At 38.4% G+C, this 18,203-nt stretch carries 17 protein-coding genes; 1 reads left to right on the forward strand and 16 read right to left on the reverse strand.

The genetic code is table 11. The features are described 5' to 3' along the window. Positions 1 to 72: 72 nt before the first annotated feature. The gene (gene mltG, locus ATCC51562_RS06140; RefSeq protein ID WP_035167474.1) at positions 73 to 1,017 is read right to left on the reverse strand and encodes an endolytic transglycosylase MltG; all 945 of its coding nucleotides are present in this window, start codon (positions 1,015 to 1,017) and stop codon (positions 73 to 75) included. 73 nt (positions 1,018 to 1,090) lie between these two features. Here mltG and ATCC51562_RS06145 point away from each other — a divergent pair, with 73 nt between their 5' ends. Then, the gene (locus tag ATCC51562_RS06145) at positions 1,091 to 3,556 is read left to right on the forward strand and encodes an AsmA-like C-terminal domain-containing protein (RefSeq protein WP_080658750.1); all 2,466 of its coding nucleotides are present in this window, start codon (positions 1,091 to 1,093) and stop codon (positions 3,554 to 3,556) included. Positions 3,557 to 3,781: 225 nt separating this feature from the next. Here the strand turns inward: ATCC51562_RS06145 and hypA are convergent, their stop codons facing one another. The 15 genes from hypA to ATCC51562_RS06220 form a co-directional block, all read right to left on the reverse strand. Next, on the reverse strand, positions 3,782 to 4,123 hold the full coding sequence (gene hypA, locus ATCC51562_RS06150; protein WP_021091292.1) for a hydrogenase maturation nickel metallochaperone HypA: 342 nt from the start codon (positions 4,121 to 4,123) through the stop codon (positions 3,782 to 3,784). Next, the gene (gene hypE, locus ATCC51562_RS06155; RefSeq protein WP_021091387.1) at positions 4,123 to 5,115 is read right to left on the reverse strand and encodes a hydrogenase expression/formation protein HypE; all 993 of its coding nucleotides are present in this window, start codon (positions 5,113 to 5,115) and stop codon (positions 4,123 to 4,125) included. Before hypE ends, hypA begins: the two co-directional genes overlap by 1 nt. Positions 5,116 to 5,123: 8 nt before the next feature. After that, a complete protein-coding gene (gene hypD, locus ATCC51562_RS06160; RefSeq protein ID WP_021091317.1) occupies positions 5,124 to 6,212 on the reverse strand; it encodes a hydrogenase formation protein HypD in 1,089 nt (362 codons plus the stop codon). Further along, positions 6,212 to 6,451 (reverse strand): HypC/HybG/HupF family hydrogenase formation chaperone, encoded by a 240-nt coding sequence (locus ATCC51562_RS06165; RefSeq protein WP_021091301.1) that lies wholly within the window; start codon positions 6,449 to 6,451, stop codon positions 6,212 to 6,214. The genes hypD and ATCC51562_RS06165 overlap by 1 nt, the downstream gene beginning before the upstream one ends. Further along, positions 6,451 to 7,263 carry a hydrogenase nickel incorporation protein HypB gene (gene hypB, locus ATCC51562_RS06170; RefSeq protein ID WP_035167475.1) on the reverse strand — a complete coding sequence of 271 codons (813 nt, stop codon included), beginning with the start codon at positions 7,261 to 7,263 and terminating at the stop codon, positions 6,451 to 6,453. Before hypB ends, ATCC51562_RS06165 begins: the two co-directional genes overlap by 1 nt. A 171-nt stretch (positions 7,264 to 7,434) precedes the next feature. Further along, positions 7,435 to 8,040, reverse strand: a complete 606-nt coding sequence (locus ATCC51562_RS06175) for a GDYXXLXY domain-containing protein (RefSeq protein WP_021091305.1) — start codon at positions 8,038 to 8,040, stop codon at positions 7,435 to 7,437. Continuing rightward, complete coding sequence (locus tag ATCC51562_RS06180) at positions 8,037 to 9,296, reverse strand: DUF2157 domain-containing protein (RefSeq protein WP_021091285.1); 1,260 nt, start codon at positions 9,294 to 9,296, stop codon at positions 8,037 to 8,039. Before ATCC51562_RS06180 ends, ATCC51562_RS06175 begins: the two co-directional genes overlap by 4 nt. A 95-nt stretch (positions 9,297 to 9,391) precedes the next feature. After that, positions 9,392 to 9,760, reverse strand: a complete 369-nt coding sequence (locus ATCC51562_RS06185) for a Na+/H+ antiporter NhaA (RefSeq protein ID WP_021091414.1) — start codon at positions 9,758 to 9,760, stop codon at positions 9,392 to 9,394. Between the two features lie 16 nt (positions 9,761 to 9,776). Beyond that, positions 9,777 to 10,190: a nickel-responsive transcriptional regulator NikR gene (gene nikR, locus ATCC51562_RS06190; protein ID WP_021091291.1), complete on the reverse strand. Its 414-nt coding sequence runs from the start codon at positions 10,188 to 10,190 to the stop codon at positions 9,777 to 9,779. A gap of 45 nt (positions 10,191 to 10,235) precedes the next feature. Then, positions 10,236 to 12,461 carry a carbamoyltransferase HypF gene (hypF, locus tag ATCC51562_RS06195; protein WP_021091381.1) on the reverse strand — a complete coding sequence of 742 codons (2,226 nt, stop codon included), beginning with the start codon at positions 12,459 to 12,461 and terminating at the stop codon, positions 10,236 to 10,238. Beyond that, positions 12,445 to 13,917: a hypothetical protein gene (locus tag ATCC51562_RS06200; RefSeq protein ID WP_021091287.1), complete on the reverse strand. Its 1,473-nt coding sequence runs from the start codon at positions 13,915 to 13,917 to the stop codon at positions 12,445 to 12,447. Before ATCC51562_RS06200 ends, hypF begins: the two co-directional genes overlap by 17 nt. Further along, positions 13,914 to 14,456: a HyaD/HybD family hydrogenase maturation endopeptidase gene (locus ATCC51562_RS06205; protein WP_021091328.1), complete on the reverse strand. Its 543-nt coding sequence runs from the start codon at positions 14,454 to 14,456 to the stop codon at positions 13,914 to 13,916. The genes ATCC51562_RS06200 and ATCC51562_RS06205 overlap by 4 nt, the downstream gene beginning before the upstream one ends. Continuing rightward, positions 14,456 to 15,136 (reverse strand): Ni/Fe-hydrogenase, b-type cytochrome subunit, encoded by a 681-nt coding sequence (gene cybH / locus ATCC51562_RS06210; RefSeq protein WP_021091370.1) that lies wholly within the window; start codon positions 15,134 to 15,136, stop codon positions 14,456 to 14,458. Before cybH ends, ATCC51562_RS06205 begins: the two co-directional genes overlap by 1 nt. Before the next feature lie 9 nt (positions 15,137 to 15,145). Then, positions 15,146 to 16,864 carry a nickel-dependent hydrogenase large subunit gene (locus ATCC51562_RS06215; RefSeq protein ID WP_021091366.1) on the reverse strand — a complete coding sequence of 573 codons (1,719 nt, stop codon included), beginning with the start codon at positions 16,862 to 16,864 and terminating at the stop codon, positions 15,146 to 15,148. 9 nt (positions 16,865 to 16,873) lie between these two features. Continuing rightward, on the reverse strand, positions 16,874 to 18,019 hold the full coding sequence (locus ATCC51562_RS06220) for a hydrogenase small subunit (protein WP_021091342.1): 1,146 nt from the start codon (positions 18,017 to 18,019) through the stop codon (positions 16,874 to 16,876). Between the last annotated feature and the right edge of the window lie 184 nt (positions 18,020 to 18,203).

Consider the following 18,203-nt stretch of genomic DNA (forward strand, 5'->3'; position numbering starts at 1 on the left):
TAGTTTTTTAAAATTTATCACTTTCTTTATTAAATCTCGTTGTATTTTAGGCATTTGCCGCAAATTCTAGCTCTATTTTCCTATATTTTGGTTGTGCTCGCTTAAGGTTTTTGAAAAAATGTGTTTTTTCGCCTTTTTATCAAGCACAAAGTATAAATAATCGCTCTTTGCAGGGTTTATTGCCGCTTTGATCGCACTTATCGAGACCGAGCAGACTGGACTTGGCGGAATGCCGTCGTTTAGATAGGTATTAAACTCGCTCATATCGCTTCTTATGCGCTCAGCCGTGATCACATCGTGTGAATAAATTCCGTAGTTTAGCGTGCCGTCCATTTGTAGCCTCATGCCCTTATTTAGGCGGTTATAAATGACTGAGGCGACAAGTGGCATCTCAGCGTCGTTTGCCGCTTCTTTTTGAATGATCGAGGCGATCGTTAAAATTTTAAACCATTTTTTCTCGTTGTATTCGCCAAAAATTTTATTGCTGATCTCGCTTTGAGCCTTTCTTGATGAATTTACAAGATAAAAAGCAAGGTGCCTTTCGCTGATACCTATTGGAATTTTATATGTATTTGGCATCAAAAAGCCGTCACTCACTGGAGCAAGAGCGTTATATTCGCTATTTAGCTTAACTGGATCAAGTCCTAGCTGGGCGGCGATCTGGTTTAAAAAAATGATAGTCGTCTCGCCTGGTATTAGCGTTATCTCGGTTAAAGCCGCTTTTGATTTTGCGAGTTTTTTTAAAAAATCAACCCTTGAAATTTTGTCTTGGCCGATCTCTATCCAGCCAGATTGTGGAGAGCCGATAAAAAGTATGGCGTATTTGTCTATCACGCTTAAGTTAAAGTTGCGATTAGCTAAATAAGATATAATCTCGCCCACACTTCCCTTTGGTATAAAAACGACCTTGCTTGTGTTTATAGGGCGTGCCAAATAGACAAAAACACTTAGGAAAATGATGGCTACGATATCAAAAAAAATGTCTAAATATGGCTTTTTCATAAAATTTTTTATCATCTTGATTCTTTCATTTATCTTACTTTTAAAATACGGCATAAAAATTAACGATTTCGAGTTTTACGGCGTAAAATTGGAGCAATTATATATAAAATTAGATAAAAAAATAATTGCAAGAGCAAAGCAGATAAGGCTTCCAAATTTTAAGAAAGAAAGCAAGCAAAAAAGCAGCGATGAGCGCCTTTTAAATCTTAGTAAAAGCGTAGATTTTATAGATACGATTTTTCAAGAAATTTCACTTGAAAATGTGCAAATAGGAGATGATTTTAAACTAAAAATTCTATTTTTAGATGATATATTTTTTGTTGATAGCCCTTATTTAAATGTAGACATTAAATTCCAAAACGAACAGCAAGACGGAATAGATCTTTTTAGCGTTAGAAATTTAAGCTTTAAGGATTTTAACGTAAGTATTAGCGGCGAAGGGAGTGCAGATTTTGATAAAAATGACTATAAATTTGAAGGAAATTTCACCTCTCATGAGCTGTGCGGTAAGCTAAATTTTGCCCTAAAAGATACATTTTTAACTTACAAGGCTTATGATGTCGAGGCTGGAAGCATTAAAAACTTCATTGATGAGCTTGATAGACGCATAGAGCTAAATGGCGAAGTTAAAAACTGGATATATGGATACATCGTTGCTGATGATTACGAGCTAAAAGAGATAAATGGCAAGGCTGATCTAGCTAAAAATAACTTTTATCTAAATGATCTAAATGCCACCGCAAATACTAAAAATTTGCTCGTTAAATTTGAAAAAGGCTTGCCGGCCGTAAATGTAGGCGAGGCAAATATCACGCTTAAAAACTCAAAGCTTAAATTTGATCTTATTTCGCCTATTTACAAGGGCAAAAAGCTTGATGGCTCAAGCGTTGTGATAAATAATATCTTTGATGAAAAAAGCGCAAATTTAGAGCTACTTATAAAGACAAAATCGATCTATGATGAAGCTATAAATGAGATATTAAAAGCCTACAAGATCATCGTGCCAGTAAGGCAGCTAAGCGGAAAAATGGATGCTAGCTTAAAAATTTTGATAAAGCTTGATGAGAAAAGCTTAGAAAATTTTGATGAAAAAAGCGTCATCGCAAATGGAGAATTTAAGCTAAGTGACGCGGTTTTAGAGATTGCTGGGAGTAAATTTAATACCAAAAATGCTCTCGTAAAGCTCATAAATACGACAAATTTAAGTATCGATGCTACTGGCTTTGGGCTTGAGTTTTTTAAAGCAAATGCTAAGGCCGATATAAATTTACAAAAAAGTACTGGCGAGATAAAAGGCGTGATAGAAAGCTTTGATCTAAAAGAGAAAAATGATGAAATTTTAACTTTTAAAAATGAGCCATTTAGCGCATTTTTAGACTTTAGCAAGGCTGGTGAAACTTTGCTTAAGATAGAGCCATTTGGGCTTGATATGAGCTTTGGCAGTGAAAGTAAAATAGCAACAAAAAATAGTAAATTTTTCATAGAGAACTCGCCTGTTTTAAAGCAAAACGGCGTGCGTGGTTTTGATGAGCTTAGTATAAAAAGTAAGGATTTTACTGATCTTGAAATTTTTGCCAAAGAAGCAAACTTTGATTTGCCGTTTTTAGACAAAAATGGCTCAAAGTATGAAAATGATGATCTTAAAATTTTAGTTTCAAAAGCTGGTGTAAAAATAGATAGTGCAAGCAAAAAGCTAAGCCTAGACATAAAAGAAAAAGCCATAAACGTAAAAACTAAAGATCTAAATTTGCTAGTGCTTGACGATAACAAAACCAGCGAGCAAATCACGCCGCTTGAGCTTTTAGCAAAAAATGGCGATATCATTTTAAGGGATCTAAACAAGACCTTGCCATTTGCTAGCTTTAGCGCCGAGAAAAAGGGCAAAAGCACCTCGCTAAATGGGCTGGCACAGCAAGGAAGAGTTGGCTATTTTAACGATGAAAAAAGTATAAATTTAGACGCAACCGACATAAGCGGAGAATTTATTAACGACCTTTTTGGTATCAAAAGCTTTGAGGGTGGTAAATTTCGCCTAAAAATGCTTGGAGAAAACTCTAAGAATTTCAAGGCTGAGGTGAGATTTTTTGATACTTTTTTAAAGGACTATATCTTTTATCAAAGATTGCTTAGCTTTTTAAACTCGGTTCCATCGCTTCTTAGCTTTAAAACACCTGATTTTAACGACAAAGGCTTTACTGTTAAAAATGGTAAAATTTTACTCACTAGAAATGGCGATATGATCGAGTTTTTGGCGATTGAAATGATAGGAACAAGTGCTGATATCGGCGGACGTGGTACGATCGATCTAAAGAGTAAAAAGATAAATATCGACCTTGAGCTAAAGTTACTAAAAGATGCTAGCAGTATCATTGATAAAATTCCACTGGTAAATCAAATAATCCTTGGCAAGGACCGCTCGCTCTCAACTGTCATCGCCATACGAGGCACGACTGAAAAGCCAGAGTACTCGACACAGATCCTGCAAGACGCCCTGCTCTCACCTCTAAAGATAATAAGAAACGTGATTCAGGCTCCGTTTTTGATATTTGAGTAGTTTAAATCTGCAACGCACAGAAATTATAGAAAAATTATTGGCTGCTTCTAAAGCCAAAAATAGGCGTTCATTTTTGATTATATATATTATCCTCGGCTCGCAAAGCGCATAAAAAGGATATCGAAAGCTAAAGATCAAGACCTTGGTAGCTATTTTTTTGCTACTACCACTATTAAAATATTTTAATAAAAAACATAAAATTTTACATATAAAAATATGTAAAATTTACTTCATCTCAAGGCGCATCAGATACATATCCTCGCCGTCAGTTACCTTTAAATTTTGACTTTTACACTTTGGACAGGTGAAGTCATTTTCATTAAGCTCTCCGCCAAATCCGCAATCCAAACACTCAACAACAATGCCTTGTAAATTTATCACAAGCTCGGCGTTTTCGCAGATCGTGCCAGCTTTATAAACATCAAAGGCGCTCTCTAGATAATGAGGCTCCACTCCGCTTAAACGGCCAACCTTTATCTCGATCTTGCTTATCTCTTTAGCATTTTCTTTAGCGGCATTTTTCTCGCAAAGGCTAACTAAATTTTGAACGATACTAAGCTCGTGCATTAGCAGATCCTTGGTAGTAGTTCGCCCTTTGGCGGCTCGAGAAATCTTCTTGATTTATAGGCGTTTTCGATGATGACGCGCTCGTTTTTTGCTTCCATTACCTCGCCTATTATCATCGCATTTTTGTCAAATTCTCTTAAAATTTTAAGCGCGTCCTCGGCCTGGCTCTCATCAACAGCCATCACAAAAGTGCCCTCATTTGCAAGCTCATAAGGCTCAAATCCAAATAGCTCACAAACACCCATCACTTCGTCTGCGACCTTGATATTTTCTTCAAAAACTAAGATGTCAAATTTACTAAATTTAGCCCACTCGTTTAGCACCGCACTTAGTCCGCCCCTTGTCGCATCGCGCATAGTTTGCGGCTTTATGCCAGCGCTAAATAGCCTTAAAGCAACCTCTTTTAGGCTCTTGCAGTCACTTTTTAGATCAAGTCCAAGCTCAAATTCCTCTCTTGCTGCAAGCACCACGCCGCCGTGTCTGCCAACATCTCCAGAGATTAAAATTTTAGCCCCTGCTTTTAAATTTTTAAGCTCCACGCCTTCGCAAACTATCTCGCCGATGCCTGCTGTGTTTATAAAAATTTTATCGCATTTGCCCTTTGGCACTACCTTCGTATCGCCACAAACTACGCTCACACCGCTCTCTTTGCAAGTTTTTGCAAGCGAGCCAAGCACGCGTTCAAGCTCCTCTATACTTAGCCCCTCTTCGATGATGAGCGAGCAGCTTAGGTATTTTGCGCTTGCTCCAACCATCGCTAGGTCGTTTATCGTACCGCAAGCTGCGATCTTGCCGATGTCACCGCCGTTAAAAAAAATGGGAGTTACCACAAAGCTATCAGAGCTAAATGCGATCTTGCCTTTTAAATTTAATATCGCCGAATCGTTGCTCTGCCTTAAAATTTCGTTATCAAAAATTTTAAATATCGTCTCGTTTATAAGCGAGTTCATCTCCTCGCCGCCGCCGCCGTGGCTTAGCATTATCTTTTTCATTAAATTCCTTAACCAACTCTTGCGTATTTAAAATATGCCGCACAAGCGCCCTCGCTTGATACCATGCACGATCCTATCGGATTTTGTGGGTTGCAAACCTTGCCAAAGACCTTACAATCAGTCGGCTTTGCTAGCCCTCTTAAAATTTGCCCACAAATGCAAGCCTTGCTCTCGCCAGCGCTCTCTACGCTGCAGTCAAACTGCACTCTAGCGTCAAGATAGGCAAACTCATCTTTTAGCTTCATGCCGCTTTGCGCTATCTCGCCAAGGCCTCTCCAGACAAAGTCGCACGGCTCAAAATACTTAGCTATGAGCTCTTTTGCCTTGAGGTTGCCCTCTTCTTTGACCGCTCTTGCATACTCGTTATAAACTTCATATGTGCCTGCGTTTTGCTGACGAACTAAATTTAGCACACTTGCCATGATGTCAAGCGGCTCAAAACCACTAATGGCGATGGGTCTTTTAAACTCATCTGCTAGCTCTTTATAAATTTTACTTCCAGTGATGACGCTTACGTGACTTGGTCCTAAAAATGCGTCTATCCTCACGTTTTCATCGCTCATTATGGCTCTAACTGGTGCTGGGACGGTTACGTGATTTATATGAAAGTATAAATTTTTAATGCCCTCTTGCACCACTTTTTCAACCAAATTTGCGCTCATTGGCGTCGTCGTCTCAAATCCGATCGCAAAAAATATGACCTTTTTGTCTGGATTTTGCTTAGCTATATTTAGCGCATCAAGTGGCGTATAAAGTGCCCTTATATCATGCCCCTCGCCGCGAAGCTTTTGCAAGCTTGTCTTTGAGCCAGGCACTCTTAGCATATCAGCTAGCGTGCAAAAGATCACATTATCCATGCTAGCTAGCTTACAGGCCTCATCTATGCGGCTCTTTGGCATCACGCAGACTGGACAGCCTGGGCCGTGGATGAAATTTATATGCTCTCCTACCAAGCTTGGCAGTGCAAATTTCATAATGCTATGCGTGTGACCACCGCAAATTTCCATGATATTTAGCGGTTTTACGCTCTCTTTTTGTATGAGTTTTGAAAGGGCTAGGATTAAATTTTTATCGCGAAAGTCATTGATAAGATCCATCAAATTTTCCCCGCGTTCATATCATCAGCGATCTTTTGATAGACTTCTAAGCTCTCAAGCGCAAACTGCGTATCGATCTTTTGCATGGCGTAACCAACGTGGATTAGCACGTATTCGCCCACTTTTACTTCTTCAAAGATGAGATCTAGGCTTACCTTTCTAGTAACACCCAGAGTTTCAACCGTAGCGACATTGTTTTCATCTACTTCTATTACTTTTGAAGGGATTGAGAGGCACATTATCTTAGCTCTTTTTTAAATTCCAAATAACTTATCCATTTATCGATGCCCTCACCCGTTTTGCTGTCTATCACAAAGATATCAACCTTTGGATTTAGCTTTCTAGCGTCGTTTTTCACTCGCTCGATGTCAAAGTCAAAATGCGGCGCAAGCGAAGCTTTTGTGATAAGAAGCACGTCAGCAGCCCTAAACATCACTGGATATTTGCTCACCTTATCATCGCCCTCTGGCACTGAAAGAAGCACAGCGTTAAAATGCGAGCCAACGTCGTAGCTTGCAGGGCAAACTAAATTTCCAACATTTTCTATAAAGACTAGATCAAGCTCGTTTAGTGGCAGATGATGAAGCCCTTCATGTACCATAAACGCGTCTAAGTGACAGGTCTGACCTGTGCTTATCTGATGAGCCTTTGCGCCAGCTTTTACTATGCGATCAGCATCTTGATTTGTCTCTAAATCACCCTCAACAACGCCTATTTTAAACTTACCAGCCTTTATCGTAGCTTCTAAAAGCGTCGTCTTGCCAGCGCCTGGGCTACTCATTAAATTTACGCAAAGTATCTTTTTTTCATCAAGATGAGCTCTGTTGTGGGTAGCTTCTTTATCATTTTCAGAGAGAATTTTCTCTATCACGTCTATGGTTTTGCTCTCGTTTAGCACAGGGTGTGCGTGAGCCTCGTGGCTATGTTCGTGCGCGTCATGAGCGTGATCTGTATGTCCATCATGAGTGTGTGGGTGAGAGTGAGTGGTGCCATCAGCGTGAGTGTGAGTGTGGGCGTGATTACCCATTGAACAACCGCAATCTTTACACATTTTTTCATCCTTTTTTATTAATTTATGGAGATTTTAACTCTTAAATTTAAAAATAAAATTAAAATTTAGGAGTTTTGGCAAATAGATCAAAAATTAATTAATTTATTTAAATTTTTATTTAAATTTAAAAATATAAATGAAATTTGCACAAGAATTTTGACTAAATTTACTTTACTCTTTTTGCCTAATCTCATCCAACTTATCAAAATTTTCATCACCAAGTAGTTTTTTACTATTTTTTTGGGCATTCTTTTGGATTATTAGATCCTTTAGTCTAGCCTTGCCATTATCCATCACCATCAAAACCGCATACGCATGAACATCCTCTTCTCTCATTTCATCTTCAGTATTAGCTGCACTATCAGGTGACATATAAAAGTGCTCTATGCCGTATTTTACGAGCGAGTAGCCATCATATCTACCAGCTAAAAACACTCCATTCTCTGGTTTGCTTATACTAAATTTAGCAAAGCTGTAAGTGCCATTAACATCTGGCTTCAAAACAGCATAAACTCTAGCTCCATCTCTTACTCTCTCATCGTATTGGTCGATATAGTGGTCATCTTTATCATTTTCGTCAAAATTTCTTGAATGAAAATTTGAAAATTCATAGTTTAAATCAACATAGTTTCCACGAAAAAGATCTCTTGGGTCGTAAAGATTTACCCTCACTCTTACCTCTTGCCCAAAATAAAGTGGCATAAGTGCGTAGCCAAGCATAATGCCAATAAGCGAAATTTGAAAAACTACAGCTACTATTAATACTTTTATCTTCATTTTTTACGTCCTTTTCTAGCGACAACTAGCACTATAAAAGCAAACACCATAAATAGCGCCGTAGCACCAATATAATCGCCTATGAGTTGGAAATACCTCACGGCTGCGACCAAAAATATCATACAAAGACCAAGTTTTAACTCACCCTTTTTGATAAGAACCGCAGCTGTTATGATATTTGCGAGCGAGAAAAATATATTTGCGTATCCAGGACCGTAGCTAAAGACAAATGGCAACAACACGAGCAGTGCCCCAAGTAGCAATCCACTCTTATTTTTTTCTTTAAAAAACAGTGCAAAATAAGCAACACTAAATAGGATAAAGACAAAGCCAAAATTGCTTTTAAAAAACGACTTCACAAACCAAAGCTCTTCATCTCCAACCTCAAATAAATTTCTTTCTTCAAATAAAAATAGACAAAATAACAACACAAAAACGCCAAAATTTTTACCAAATTCTTTCGTAAATGCGCCAAGCCCTACTCTAAATTTATCTAGTAGCGGCGAAATGCTAATAAGTAAAAGCGCATAAGATAGCGATACGATCGCAACCATCGGAAGTCCAAACAAAAATCCATAATCAAATATCGCTTTAAGACCACTAATGTAGCCGCAAAATGAAATGATGTATATAAAAATATCTATAAAAAGCACAAAAGCAAGCCATTTTGAGTCGTCTTTGTAAAGCGTATATGCGCCAAGTGCTATAAAAATGATAAAGCCAAAGCCAAAGTCGCCCTGATAAGTTATCATAAAAAACCAAACTGTCGCAAAGATAAGGCTTTGGGCTACCAATACACCTTTCTTACTAGTAAAAGAAACCGCAAACGCCCCGATACTCCAAAGCAAAATACCACCGCTTGGCTCATCGCTAATGTTATAAATTTGGGCAATAAGAGCAATCGCCGCACCAAAGCAGAAATTTCCAAGAAAAAACATCGCCGTTGATAGATTTTCCTTTCCCTTTGCGAGATAGTAAATTCCACCAAAATTTACAAGCCCAAGTACAAATAACACAAGTGCTAAACGTCCTAGTCTTGGTATCTCTTCCCAGTTTGCACCAACGAGAGTAAAAAATGCCAGTGCAAAAAAGAGATATGCTACGAGTTTTAGGACAAAACTTATCTTGTCACTATGAGCGTCAGTGTCGATGTCATATAAATTTGCTATTTTTATAGCTGTCTCTTTATCGACTATGCCGTCACTTTGCCACCGATCCAGCTCTTTTGTTAGAAAAATTCTATTTAAAAAGTTCATTATTCACACTCTCTTTTATAAGATATACAAAACACCAAATTTCTAGCCAGTGTCTTAAATGCCGTATTTATGTCCATTGACACTGCCTTAGTCTTTCAACAAAAAATATAATTGTGATTTAAAATATAAAAAAATACAGAAGCTAAAATGCCACCGATGATAAAAATTTTTAGCAAGGTAGCTTGGGCCAGACTCCTAAGCTTTGCTTTAAAAATTTCTCGCTTAAGCCTAAACCCAAGTAAAAAGAAAAAAACGGCCATCAAACTATCATTTACCAAAAGGATAAGGGGCTTTTGTATCGGCGATTTGCCAAAATTTAGCCTTGTATCGATTTGTAAAAATGAGTTATAAAAACTACTTAAAAAAACATTTTCAAAGATAAATGCCACTAAAGCAGCAGCGATAAGAAAAATACCACCACTAACTTCATCTATAAAAAAATCCCAAAAATTCCTAAAACCCATAAAGACCCTTAAAAAACTAAAACCTAGGAATAGCTGCCCTTGTGAGTTTAGAAAATTTTACGCCCTTTAAGCCGGCGATCCTTTCAGCAAAGCGTTCAATTTTGCCCGCCTCGCCTCTTATTGAAATCGTTTCTAAGCAGTTATGGTGATCGACATGAACATGGTTTGTACAGATGATTTTCACATCAGAGCTATGCTCTATATCCATCTTTTTATTCACCAAATCGTTGTGATGATGCATATAAATGAGCGTCAAAACCCCGATCAACTCCTCACTAGCGTCCTTCCAGCTATCACTTACGATCTTTTCGCGTATTAAATCCCTCGTAAATTCGCTCCTAGAAGCGTAGCCTTGTTCGCTAACCTTTTTATCTAGTTCGTCAAGTAACTGACTAGGTAAAGAAACACTAAAACGTATAACACTATCCATTTTCTGCTCCTTTCTCGTTTGATTACCGTTTATAATCATTATACATCACTTATTAGAAAATGTGGATAAATAATAATAAATTTGCCCTAAATTTACGTTAGAATCGTTGCTACAGAATTTTTTATTGATATAAAATTTCAAATTTACTTTAGTAAATTTTTTGTAAATAAGTTCGAGTAAAGTCTTATTTTGAAAAACTCCGCCGCTTAGTAAAATTTCCATTTTTTCTTTTTTTGAAATTTCAAAAATAATATCAGCCAAGCCATTTATAAATGCCGTTGCAGCCACTCTTGGCTCATCTTTTAAAGCACTTTTAAAAGCTTCTTTAAAGCCGATCACTCCATTATCTAGGCTAAATTTATAACACGCATCTAAATTTTTATCATAAAGTGCTTCAAGCCTCATACCACTCTCGCCCTCAAAACTAGAGTGAAAAAGCCCACAAATAATCACTCCAAATGCGTCAAATATCCTACCAACCGAGCTAGTCTTTATTAAGTTTAGTCCTTTTTGCTCCATTTTTTTAAAATTTGCAAGCATTTTTTCATCAAAATTTACTAAAAATTTACCAGCTTCGTCCTCAAGAGAGTATTTTAAAATAATAGAATATGCGATTAGATAAATATTTTTGATGCTGTTTTCGCCCCCAAATAGGCTAAATTCATCAAAGTGATAAACACGCTCGTAATTCTTTTTATCTAGCCTAAAGACCTCTCCACCCCAAATTTTGCCATCCTCCCCGTATCCAGTGCCGTCAAAACAAAAGCCAAGGTACTTTTTATCTGCTAGATCGTTTTCAAAGATCACGCTTAGCAGATGCGCGTAGTGGTGCTGCAAATAAACTAGCTCAAAGCCCTGATCCTTCGCCCATTTTGTATTTAAAAAATTTGGATGCAGATCGGCTATAACTTTGTCTATTTTTAGATCATAAGTCGTTTCAAAAAGGGTAAAAATATCCTTAAATCTATCAAAAGTCGCCACATTTTTTAGATCTCCTATATATGGGCTAACCATCAAAAGTCCGTCTTTATAGATGCAAAATGAGCTTTTTAGCTCCGCTCCAAGGGCTAAAAATGTCCCTTTTTGCTTGAAATTTGTATGAATGAAATTTGGATTTAAGCCACGGCTCGTTCTTGTAAAAATCACTTCATCACCAACACAAAATGCGATACTATCGTCACTTGGCGAGTAAATTTCTCGGTCGTGATCAAGGTAAAAGTCTATAACGTCACCTAGTTTCTCTCTTAGCTCACTCTCATCTTTTATCACGACTTCACCTGAGATATTTGCGCTAGTTGCGATGATGTCGTGTTCAAGATAGTCAAAAAGCAAAAGATGTATGCCGCTAAATGCGAGCATGACGCCAAGCTTATTTAAATTTGGCGCAACACTTTTTGCGATATTTGAGCCGTTTTTTGCCTCCAGTAGGACGATCGGCTTTAAATTTGAGCTAAGAAGCTTCGCCTCTGCTTCTGAAATTTGCGCTATTTTTCTAGCGTTTTGCAAATTTTTACTCATCAGCGCAAATGGCTTGCTTGGGCGGTGTTTTCTAGCTCTTAGCTCACAAACTACAGCTTCATTTGTCGCGTCGCAAACTAGATGAAAGCCACCAAGCCCTTTGATGGCTAAAATTTTGCCCTCGTTTATGAGCCCAGCCGCTTCTTTGGCTGCTTCGTTTTTACTGGCAAGCACCTTGCCAAATTTATCTTTTAGATAGAGTTTTGGTCCGCAGTTTGGGCAAGAGATCGGCTCTGCGTGGTAGCGGCGATTAAGCGGGTCTTTGTACTCGCTCTCACAAAATTTACACATCTTAAACTCGTTCATCGTCGTATTTACTCTGTCATAAGGCAATGCTTTGATGATGGAAAATCTCGGTCCGCAGTTGGTGCAGTTTATAAATGGGTATTTGTAGCGTGGATTTGTAGGGTCATAAAACTCGCGCAAGCAGTCATCGCAAAGCGCGTAATCAGGCAAGATAGGCGCTTGTTTGGTGGCTGATTTTGAAGCGATGATCTCAAGCTTTTCATAAATTTTATCTATCTTAATCTTCTTTAGCTCATCGATCCTAGCAAGGGCTGGTAGCTTCTCATAAAGCTCTTTTTCAAAAGCCAAAAAGCTAGCCTCTTCGCCGCTAAAATTTAGCTTCACGCCCTCATCATCGTTGTAAATTTCGCCAACAAGGGCAAATTTATCCGCTAAAGTATAGACAAAGGGTCTAAAACCAACGCCTTGAACTAAGCCTTTGATCTCATATCTAAAGCTTGATCTCAACGCCAAATCCGGGGTCAAAATTTGTTTTTATATTTGGGTTTAGGTGCTTTTTTATCAAGTTGCTAACTACCTTATTATAAAATAAATCCCCGCTTAAAGTAACATTTTTGATGTTAAATTTATCTCGTTTTTCATAGCTAAAATCGCTCAAAAAATGTGCCAAAGACTCGGTGCAACCAAAGCTGATGTTCTTCTCTCCAGCGCCAGCAAGGATAAATGAAATGATACTTTTTACAAACTTAACCCCGTCTAAACCAAAGTCATCTTTCATTTTGTAATCTATCCTAACGCCCTTTTGACCGCTAAAATCACTTGCCATAAGAAGCAAATTCTCCCCTGCTTTTTTAAAGTCATCGCTTAAGCCAAGCAAGCGTCCAGCTATGCAAAATAGCGAGAAAAAGTTAGCATTTGAGCTAAATTTACCGCTTGGCAAGGCGTGCTCTTTACTGAAGTTTTCAAGTAGCCTTTCGCCACCCTCATCGGCTCTTATGAGCTCATAAATTTCTTCAAAGCTACTAAATTTTGGTAAAAATAGAAGCTGCGTTTTGCTTGATTTTGAAAGCAGGCAAATTTCGTCATCACTAAATTTGCTAAATTTTAGCCCCAAAGCTATCTCTTCCAAATAACTAAGCTCAAATTCCTCGTTTTTAGCATAGAAAAATGGGCTTAAAACTGCGCTACTTTCAAGCAAAGTAAGCCTTGAAAGAGCATTTTTTTGCTCCTTTACCTTAATGCTTAAAAAGCTAAAGCTTTCTTTATTTAGCTGCTCGCAAATGGCGTAAAGAAAAAGATCATTTGGTGCCATCACGTCAAAAAATAGCGGTGCATCCTCGTGATTTTGTCTATAAATGGCTGTCGTCTTTAGTGCTAAAAGTGGCTTTTCAAAGCTAGCTAGAAATGTCAAAACTCTATCATCGGCGATAAAAATTTTTGGTAGCTGCTTTAAATTTACAGGCATCAAGAAATTTGCGTCAAAATTTACGCCAAGAGAAATTTCATATAAATTTTCATCTTGCTCTACGCAAATGTTCTTGCTGTTTTTTAATAAATTTAGACAAACTTTGAGCTTTTCATTAAAATTACCAAGCGTTATTTCGCCATCAAATTTACTCTCACATAGCACGCCACTTTCATTTAAGATAGCCTTTTCGCTAGCCAAAAAGGTACTCGCTTGAGTTGGAGTTAAGCCGCCAAATTTTATCTCACTTATCTTGCTTTCTTCATCAAGCTCACTTGCAGCCAAGACCTCACTGTGTTTTATAAAAAGACTAAAAGGCAAGAGCGTACTTGCTTTATTTGCCACGCTCTCAAGCTCGCTGGTATTGCCACTTACCTTTAGACAAATTTCATCATCTTTGCACTTTAGACTATGAGATAGATCACCAGCAAGCAAGCGTAAAAATGGCACTAGAAACGAAGCGTCCTTGTGGCAAGTAAATTTAAAAGCAAGTATCATTTTAAACCTTTTTTAGCGTATTCATCAACGATATCATTTAGGGTAAAATTTGCCACCTTTTCACACTTAAAATCAAGCTCTTTTAAGTGATTAAGCAGCGTTTTTTCTAAAATTACAGAAGCGTTTATAACCTCATCTGAGAGGCTAAAATTTGATGATTCTATGCGGCTAGGCACGATACCTAAAATTTTAGTCGTAGGTCTATCGCCCGCAAGCTCCATTAGATGAAGGGTCTGAAGCATCTCTATCTCGTGAGCCGAGCCGTCCCAGCTGATAAAATTTGGTACATTTAGAAAGTCGAAAAAATAAACATCTCCCACGCTTGCGCCATTTGCGCTAATGCAATCAACGACGATAAGATAGTCAAATTCGCTTATTATGTGAGTTAGGGCGAGGGCTAAAGTGCCCCCATCCATTAGAGTAAGCTCGTTTTTAGAACTTGTAAATTTATAGTTATTAGCCATCAAATTTACAAAATGAACACCTATGCCCTCATCGGCAAACATCACGTTGCCGATACCAAGAACCAGCACTCTCATCAGTGTTCTTTTACAAATTTATAGCCACTAACGATGGCGTCCATCGCTCCATTTTTGCCTTTAACAGCGTTAAATACTGCCATATAAACATGAATCGGCACAAAAATCATAATGACCCACATACAAATTCTATGTATCGTTCTGACATTTGCTAGTCCGCCCATAAGCTCTTCAAAAAACCTAGCTGGCTCATAAAGTGCTCCGCCAAGTCCCTCATGATAAACATGAACATAAAGCACAAGACCGCTTAGGCAAATAAGAGTCAAAATAAGATAAAAGAAAAAGTATGAGGCAAACTGCAAAGGATTATAAACGCCCCTTAAATGCGGATGTGGCCCCATAAAAAGATAGTATTTGATCTGTGCGATCCAAATTTTTGGATTTAGAAAATCAACCACACTCATCCACTCTTTTTTACTATGTTTATCAAAGACAAATAGATAAAATTTAAAGATAAACGCCGCTATTAGCACAAAGCCAGCGATCTGGTGAGCCATACGCCACTTTGCTTGCATAAAATTTGTAGGCTCGCTCGTGATCTCTGGACTCACAAAAACGTACGAGATATAGTAGCCACTCACAACTAAAAGTGTGATCGCTGCAAATCTAATCCAGTGTGTCAGCCTAACGCCGATGGAGAATTCGTATTCGCTGATCCTGTCAGCATTTTTATGTGACATCTTTTCTCCTTACAAATTTGGATTTATCTTATAAGTACTCAAATCATTTCCCTTCGTATCCATAACATGCACAGCACACGCGATGCAAGGATCGTAAGAGTGAATTTTTCGTATTATCTCAAGTGGTTTTGAAAGATCAGCGATCTTTAAACCAACTAAGCACGCTTCGTAGCTGCCCATTTGATTTTGTGCGTCTTTTGGAGAGGCGTTCCATGTGCTTGGCACGACTGCTTGCCAGTTTGTGATAACACCATCTTTTATGCGGCACCAGTGGCTAAGCGCACCTCTTGGAGCATTGCCTTGGAAATTTCCTTTGTACTCTTTTTTGTTATCGATTACATATTTTGCGCAGGTCTCTTGATCTGATTTTAAATTTTCTACTAAGGCATTAAATGCGTCCATTGTATGCTCTGCGACTACTTTTGCCTCAAGCATACGAGTAGCGGTTCTGCCTAGAGTTGAGAAAACTGCGCTTAATGGCAAGCCACTCTTTGCTAAAAACTCATCAACTACCTTTTTAACTCTTTCATTGCCTCTAGCGTAGTTTATAACGATACTTGCTATTGGTCCTACTTGCATAGACATGCCATCATATCTTGGCGCTTTGATCCAGCTATATTTGCCTTTTGTATCAAAAAGCTTACTGTGAGCTAATTTACCCTCGGCGTCTATGCTCTCGCCGTCAATAAGGCCTGTGTAGTTTGCCTCAGTCTCGCCGTCATATGGGTGAAGTGCTTTGTCGTTTTTATACCAAGACCTAGTAGCTTCTTCGGTGATTTTATTTTCATCGATATCATAAACCTTGTTAAGATCGCCATTTAAAATATAGCCACCTTTAAATAGATGGTCATTTTTGCCGATCAAAAACTCATCGTAGCAGAGTAAATTTGCCACACCAACGTCGTTTAGAACGCTTGGCTCATTACCATAAGCTTTAGCCACCATCAAGATATCTGGATAGTAAGCTCTATCAACAAATTCTTTGATCTCGGCAAATTTACTCATATATTCGCCCATTCTAGCTGGATCCATAAGGTCCATCACACAGGTCACACCGCCAACTGTTAGGCTTTGTGGATGTGGGTTTTTTGCGCCAAAGATTGCCATCATCTGAGCTGCTGTTCTTTGAATCCTTAAGCACTCTAAGTAGTGAGAGAGGACGATTAAATTTTGCTCTGGAGTAAATTTATATGTACTATGTCCCCAGTATGCGTTGGCAAATGGTCCAAGATTGCCCTTTTTAACAAAGGCTTCAACTCTCTCTTTTACCTCTTTTAGCTTATCAGCTCCCGTGGCAAATGGCAAATCAGTGTATTTAAACGCCTCTTCGCTAGCTTTATGCACATCTGCGCTTAGTGCAGAGACCACGTCTGCCCAGTCCATGCCATGAAGCTGATAAAAATGTACGATGTGATCGTGAAGATATAAAGCTGCGTTCATAAGCGTTCTAGTTAGCTCTGCATTTAACGGAGGCTTGATACCAAGAGCATTTTCAACTGCGATAATGCCTGCTCGGTAGTGTGAGTATGTACAAACACCACAAATTCTTTGCATGAAAAAGCCAGCATCTCTTGGATCTCTACCTTTTACGATCTGCTCTAAGCCTCTCCAAAGAGTTGAGCCAGAATACGCCTCTTTTACGATATTATTTTCATCTACAACAACTTCTATTCTTAAGTGTCCCTCGATACGTGTTATAGGGTCTATTACTATTCTTTTTTCACTCATTTTTTCGCCTTATTCTTTATCTTTACTCATAGAAGCTATAACAGCGTGAGCTGCTATACCAATGCCAGTAAGAGCTAAAATTCCAATGCCAACTTTATCGCTGACATTATCAGCTCCAAGACCCAAAACAGTATCAAAGAGTCTATCTGCCATAGGCTCTTCAAATGGTCCCATCGTATCCCAGAAGTCTGGCTCTGAGCAGCCTATACAGCCGTGACCTGCTTGAACTGGCCATGATGTGTGCTGGTTAAATCTCTCGCGTGAGCAGTTATTAAATGTATATGGACCTTTACAGCCTACTTTATATAAGCAGTAGCCATTTTTTGCACCCTCGTCGCCAAAGTTTTGGACAAACTCGCCAGCGTCAAAGTGACCACGTCTTTCGCAAAGATCGTGAATTCTTAAACCATAAGCCCATTTTGGTCTATTATAAACGTCAAGCGCTGGAAGTGTGCCAAAAAGTAAGAAGTGAAGCACGTTGCCAACGATATTTTTCTCACTTGGTGGACAGCCCGCAACATTAATAACTGGCTTATCAGTGACCTTTGAAAGTCCCACTGAATTTGATGGATTTGGCCTTGCAGCTTGAATGCCACCAAAGCTAGAACAGGTACCGATCGCAAAGATAGCAGCTGCGTCTTTTGAAGCATTTACAGCATGAGTTTTACCTGTTGTGCCATGAGGTCCAACTGTTAAGAAATTTTCAGTCGCACCAGTTGGGATACCACCCTCAACTAGCAAAATGTATCTGCCTTTATATTTTTCGATCGCACTCTCTAAATTTTCTTCAGCCTGCCAACCAGAAGCTGCCATAATAGTTTCGTGGTATTCAAGGCTTATGTAGTCAAATATAAGACTATCTATGCTTGGAGCATCGGTTCTTAGTAAGCTCTCGCTACAGCCTGTGCATTCTGCCATATGAAGCCATATCACAGGAAGCCTGTCACTAAGCTCAGCAGCACGAGCAACCATCGGTGTCATCGCACTTGGTAGAGCCATAAAAGCTGTCATCGCACCAGCCCACTTCATAAAATCACGCCTAGTAAAGCCCTTATCTTTTAAAAGCTGCGCAATACTTGAGTCGCTTTTCATCTTAGGCAACGCACTAAGCTCACTTAAGCGCCTATCTATCTTTTGACGCAAGTCATTATTCATATAAGCTCCTTTGCTTGAAAATTTTACTTTTGTTAATAATATCTTTGTTTAAAGAAGTAAAAAATTATTTTATAAAATTAATATTTATAATTAAATAAATTTTAACTAAAAAATTTAAAATCCCTTTTTTTGCGATATATTTTCAAAATATAAAAAATAATATTTTGAGAAATTTTATTTTGTT

The organism is Campylobacter concisus ATCC 51562 (genome assembly GCF_000466745.1).
Lineage (GTDB): Bacteria > Campylobacterota > Campylobacteria > Campylobacterales > Campylobacteraceae > Campylobacter_A > Campylobacter_A concisus_B.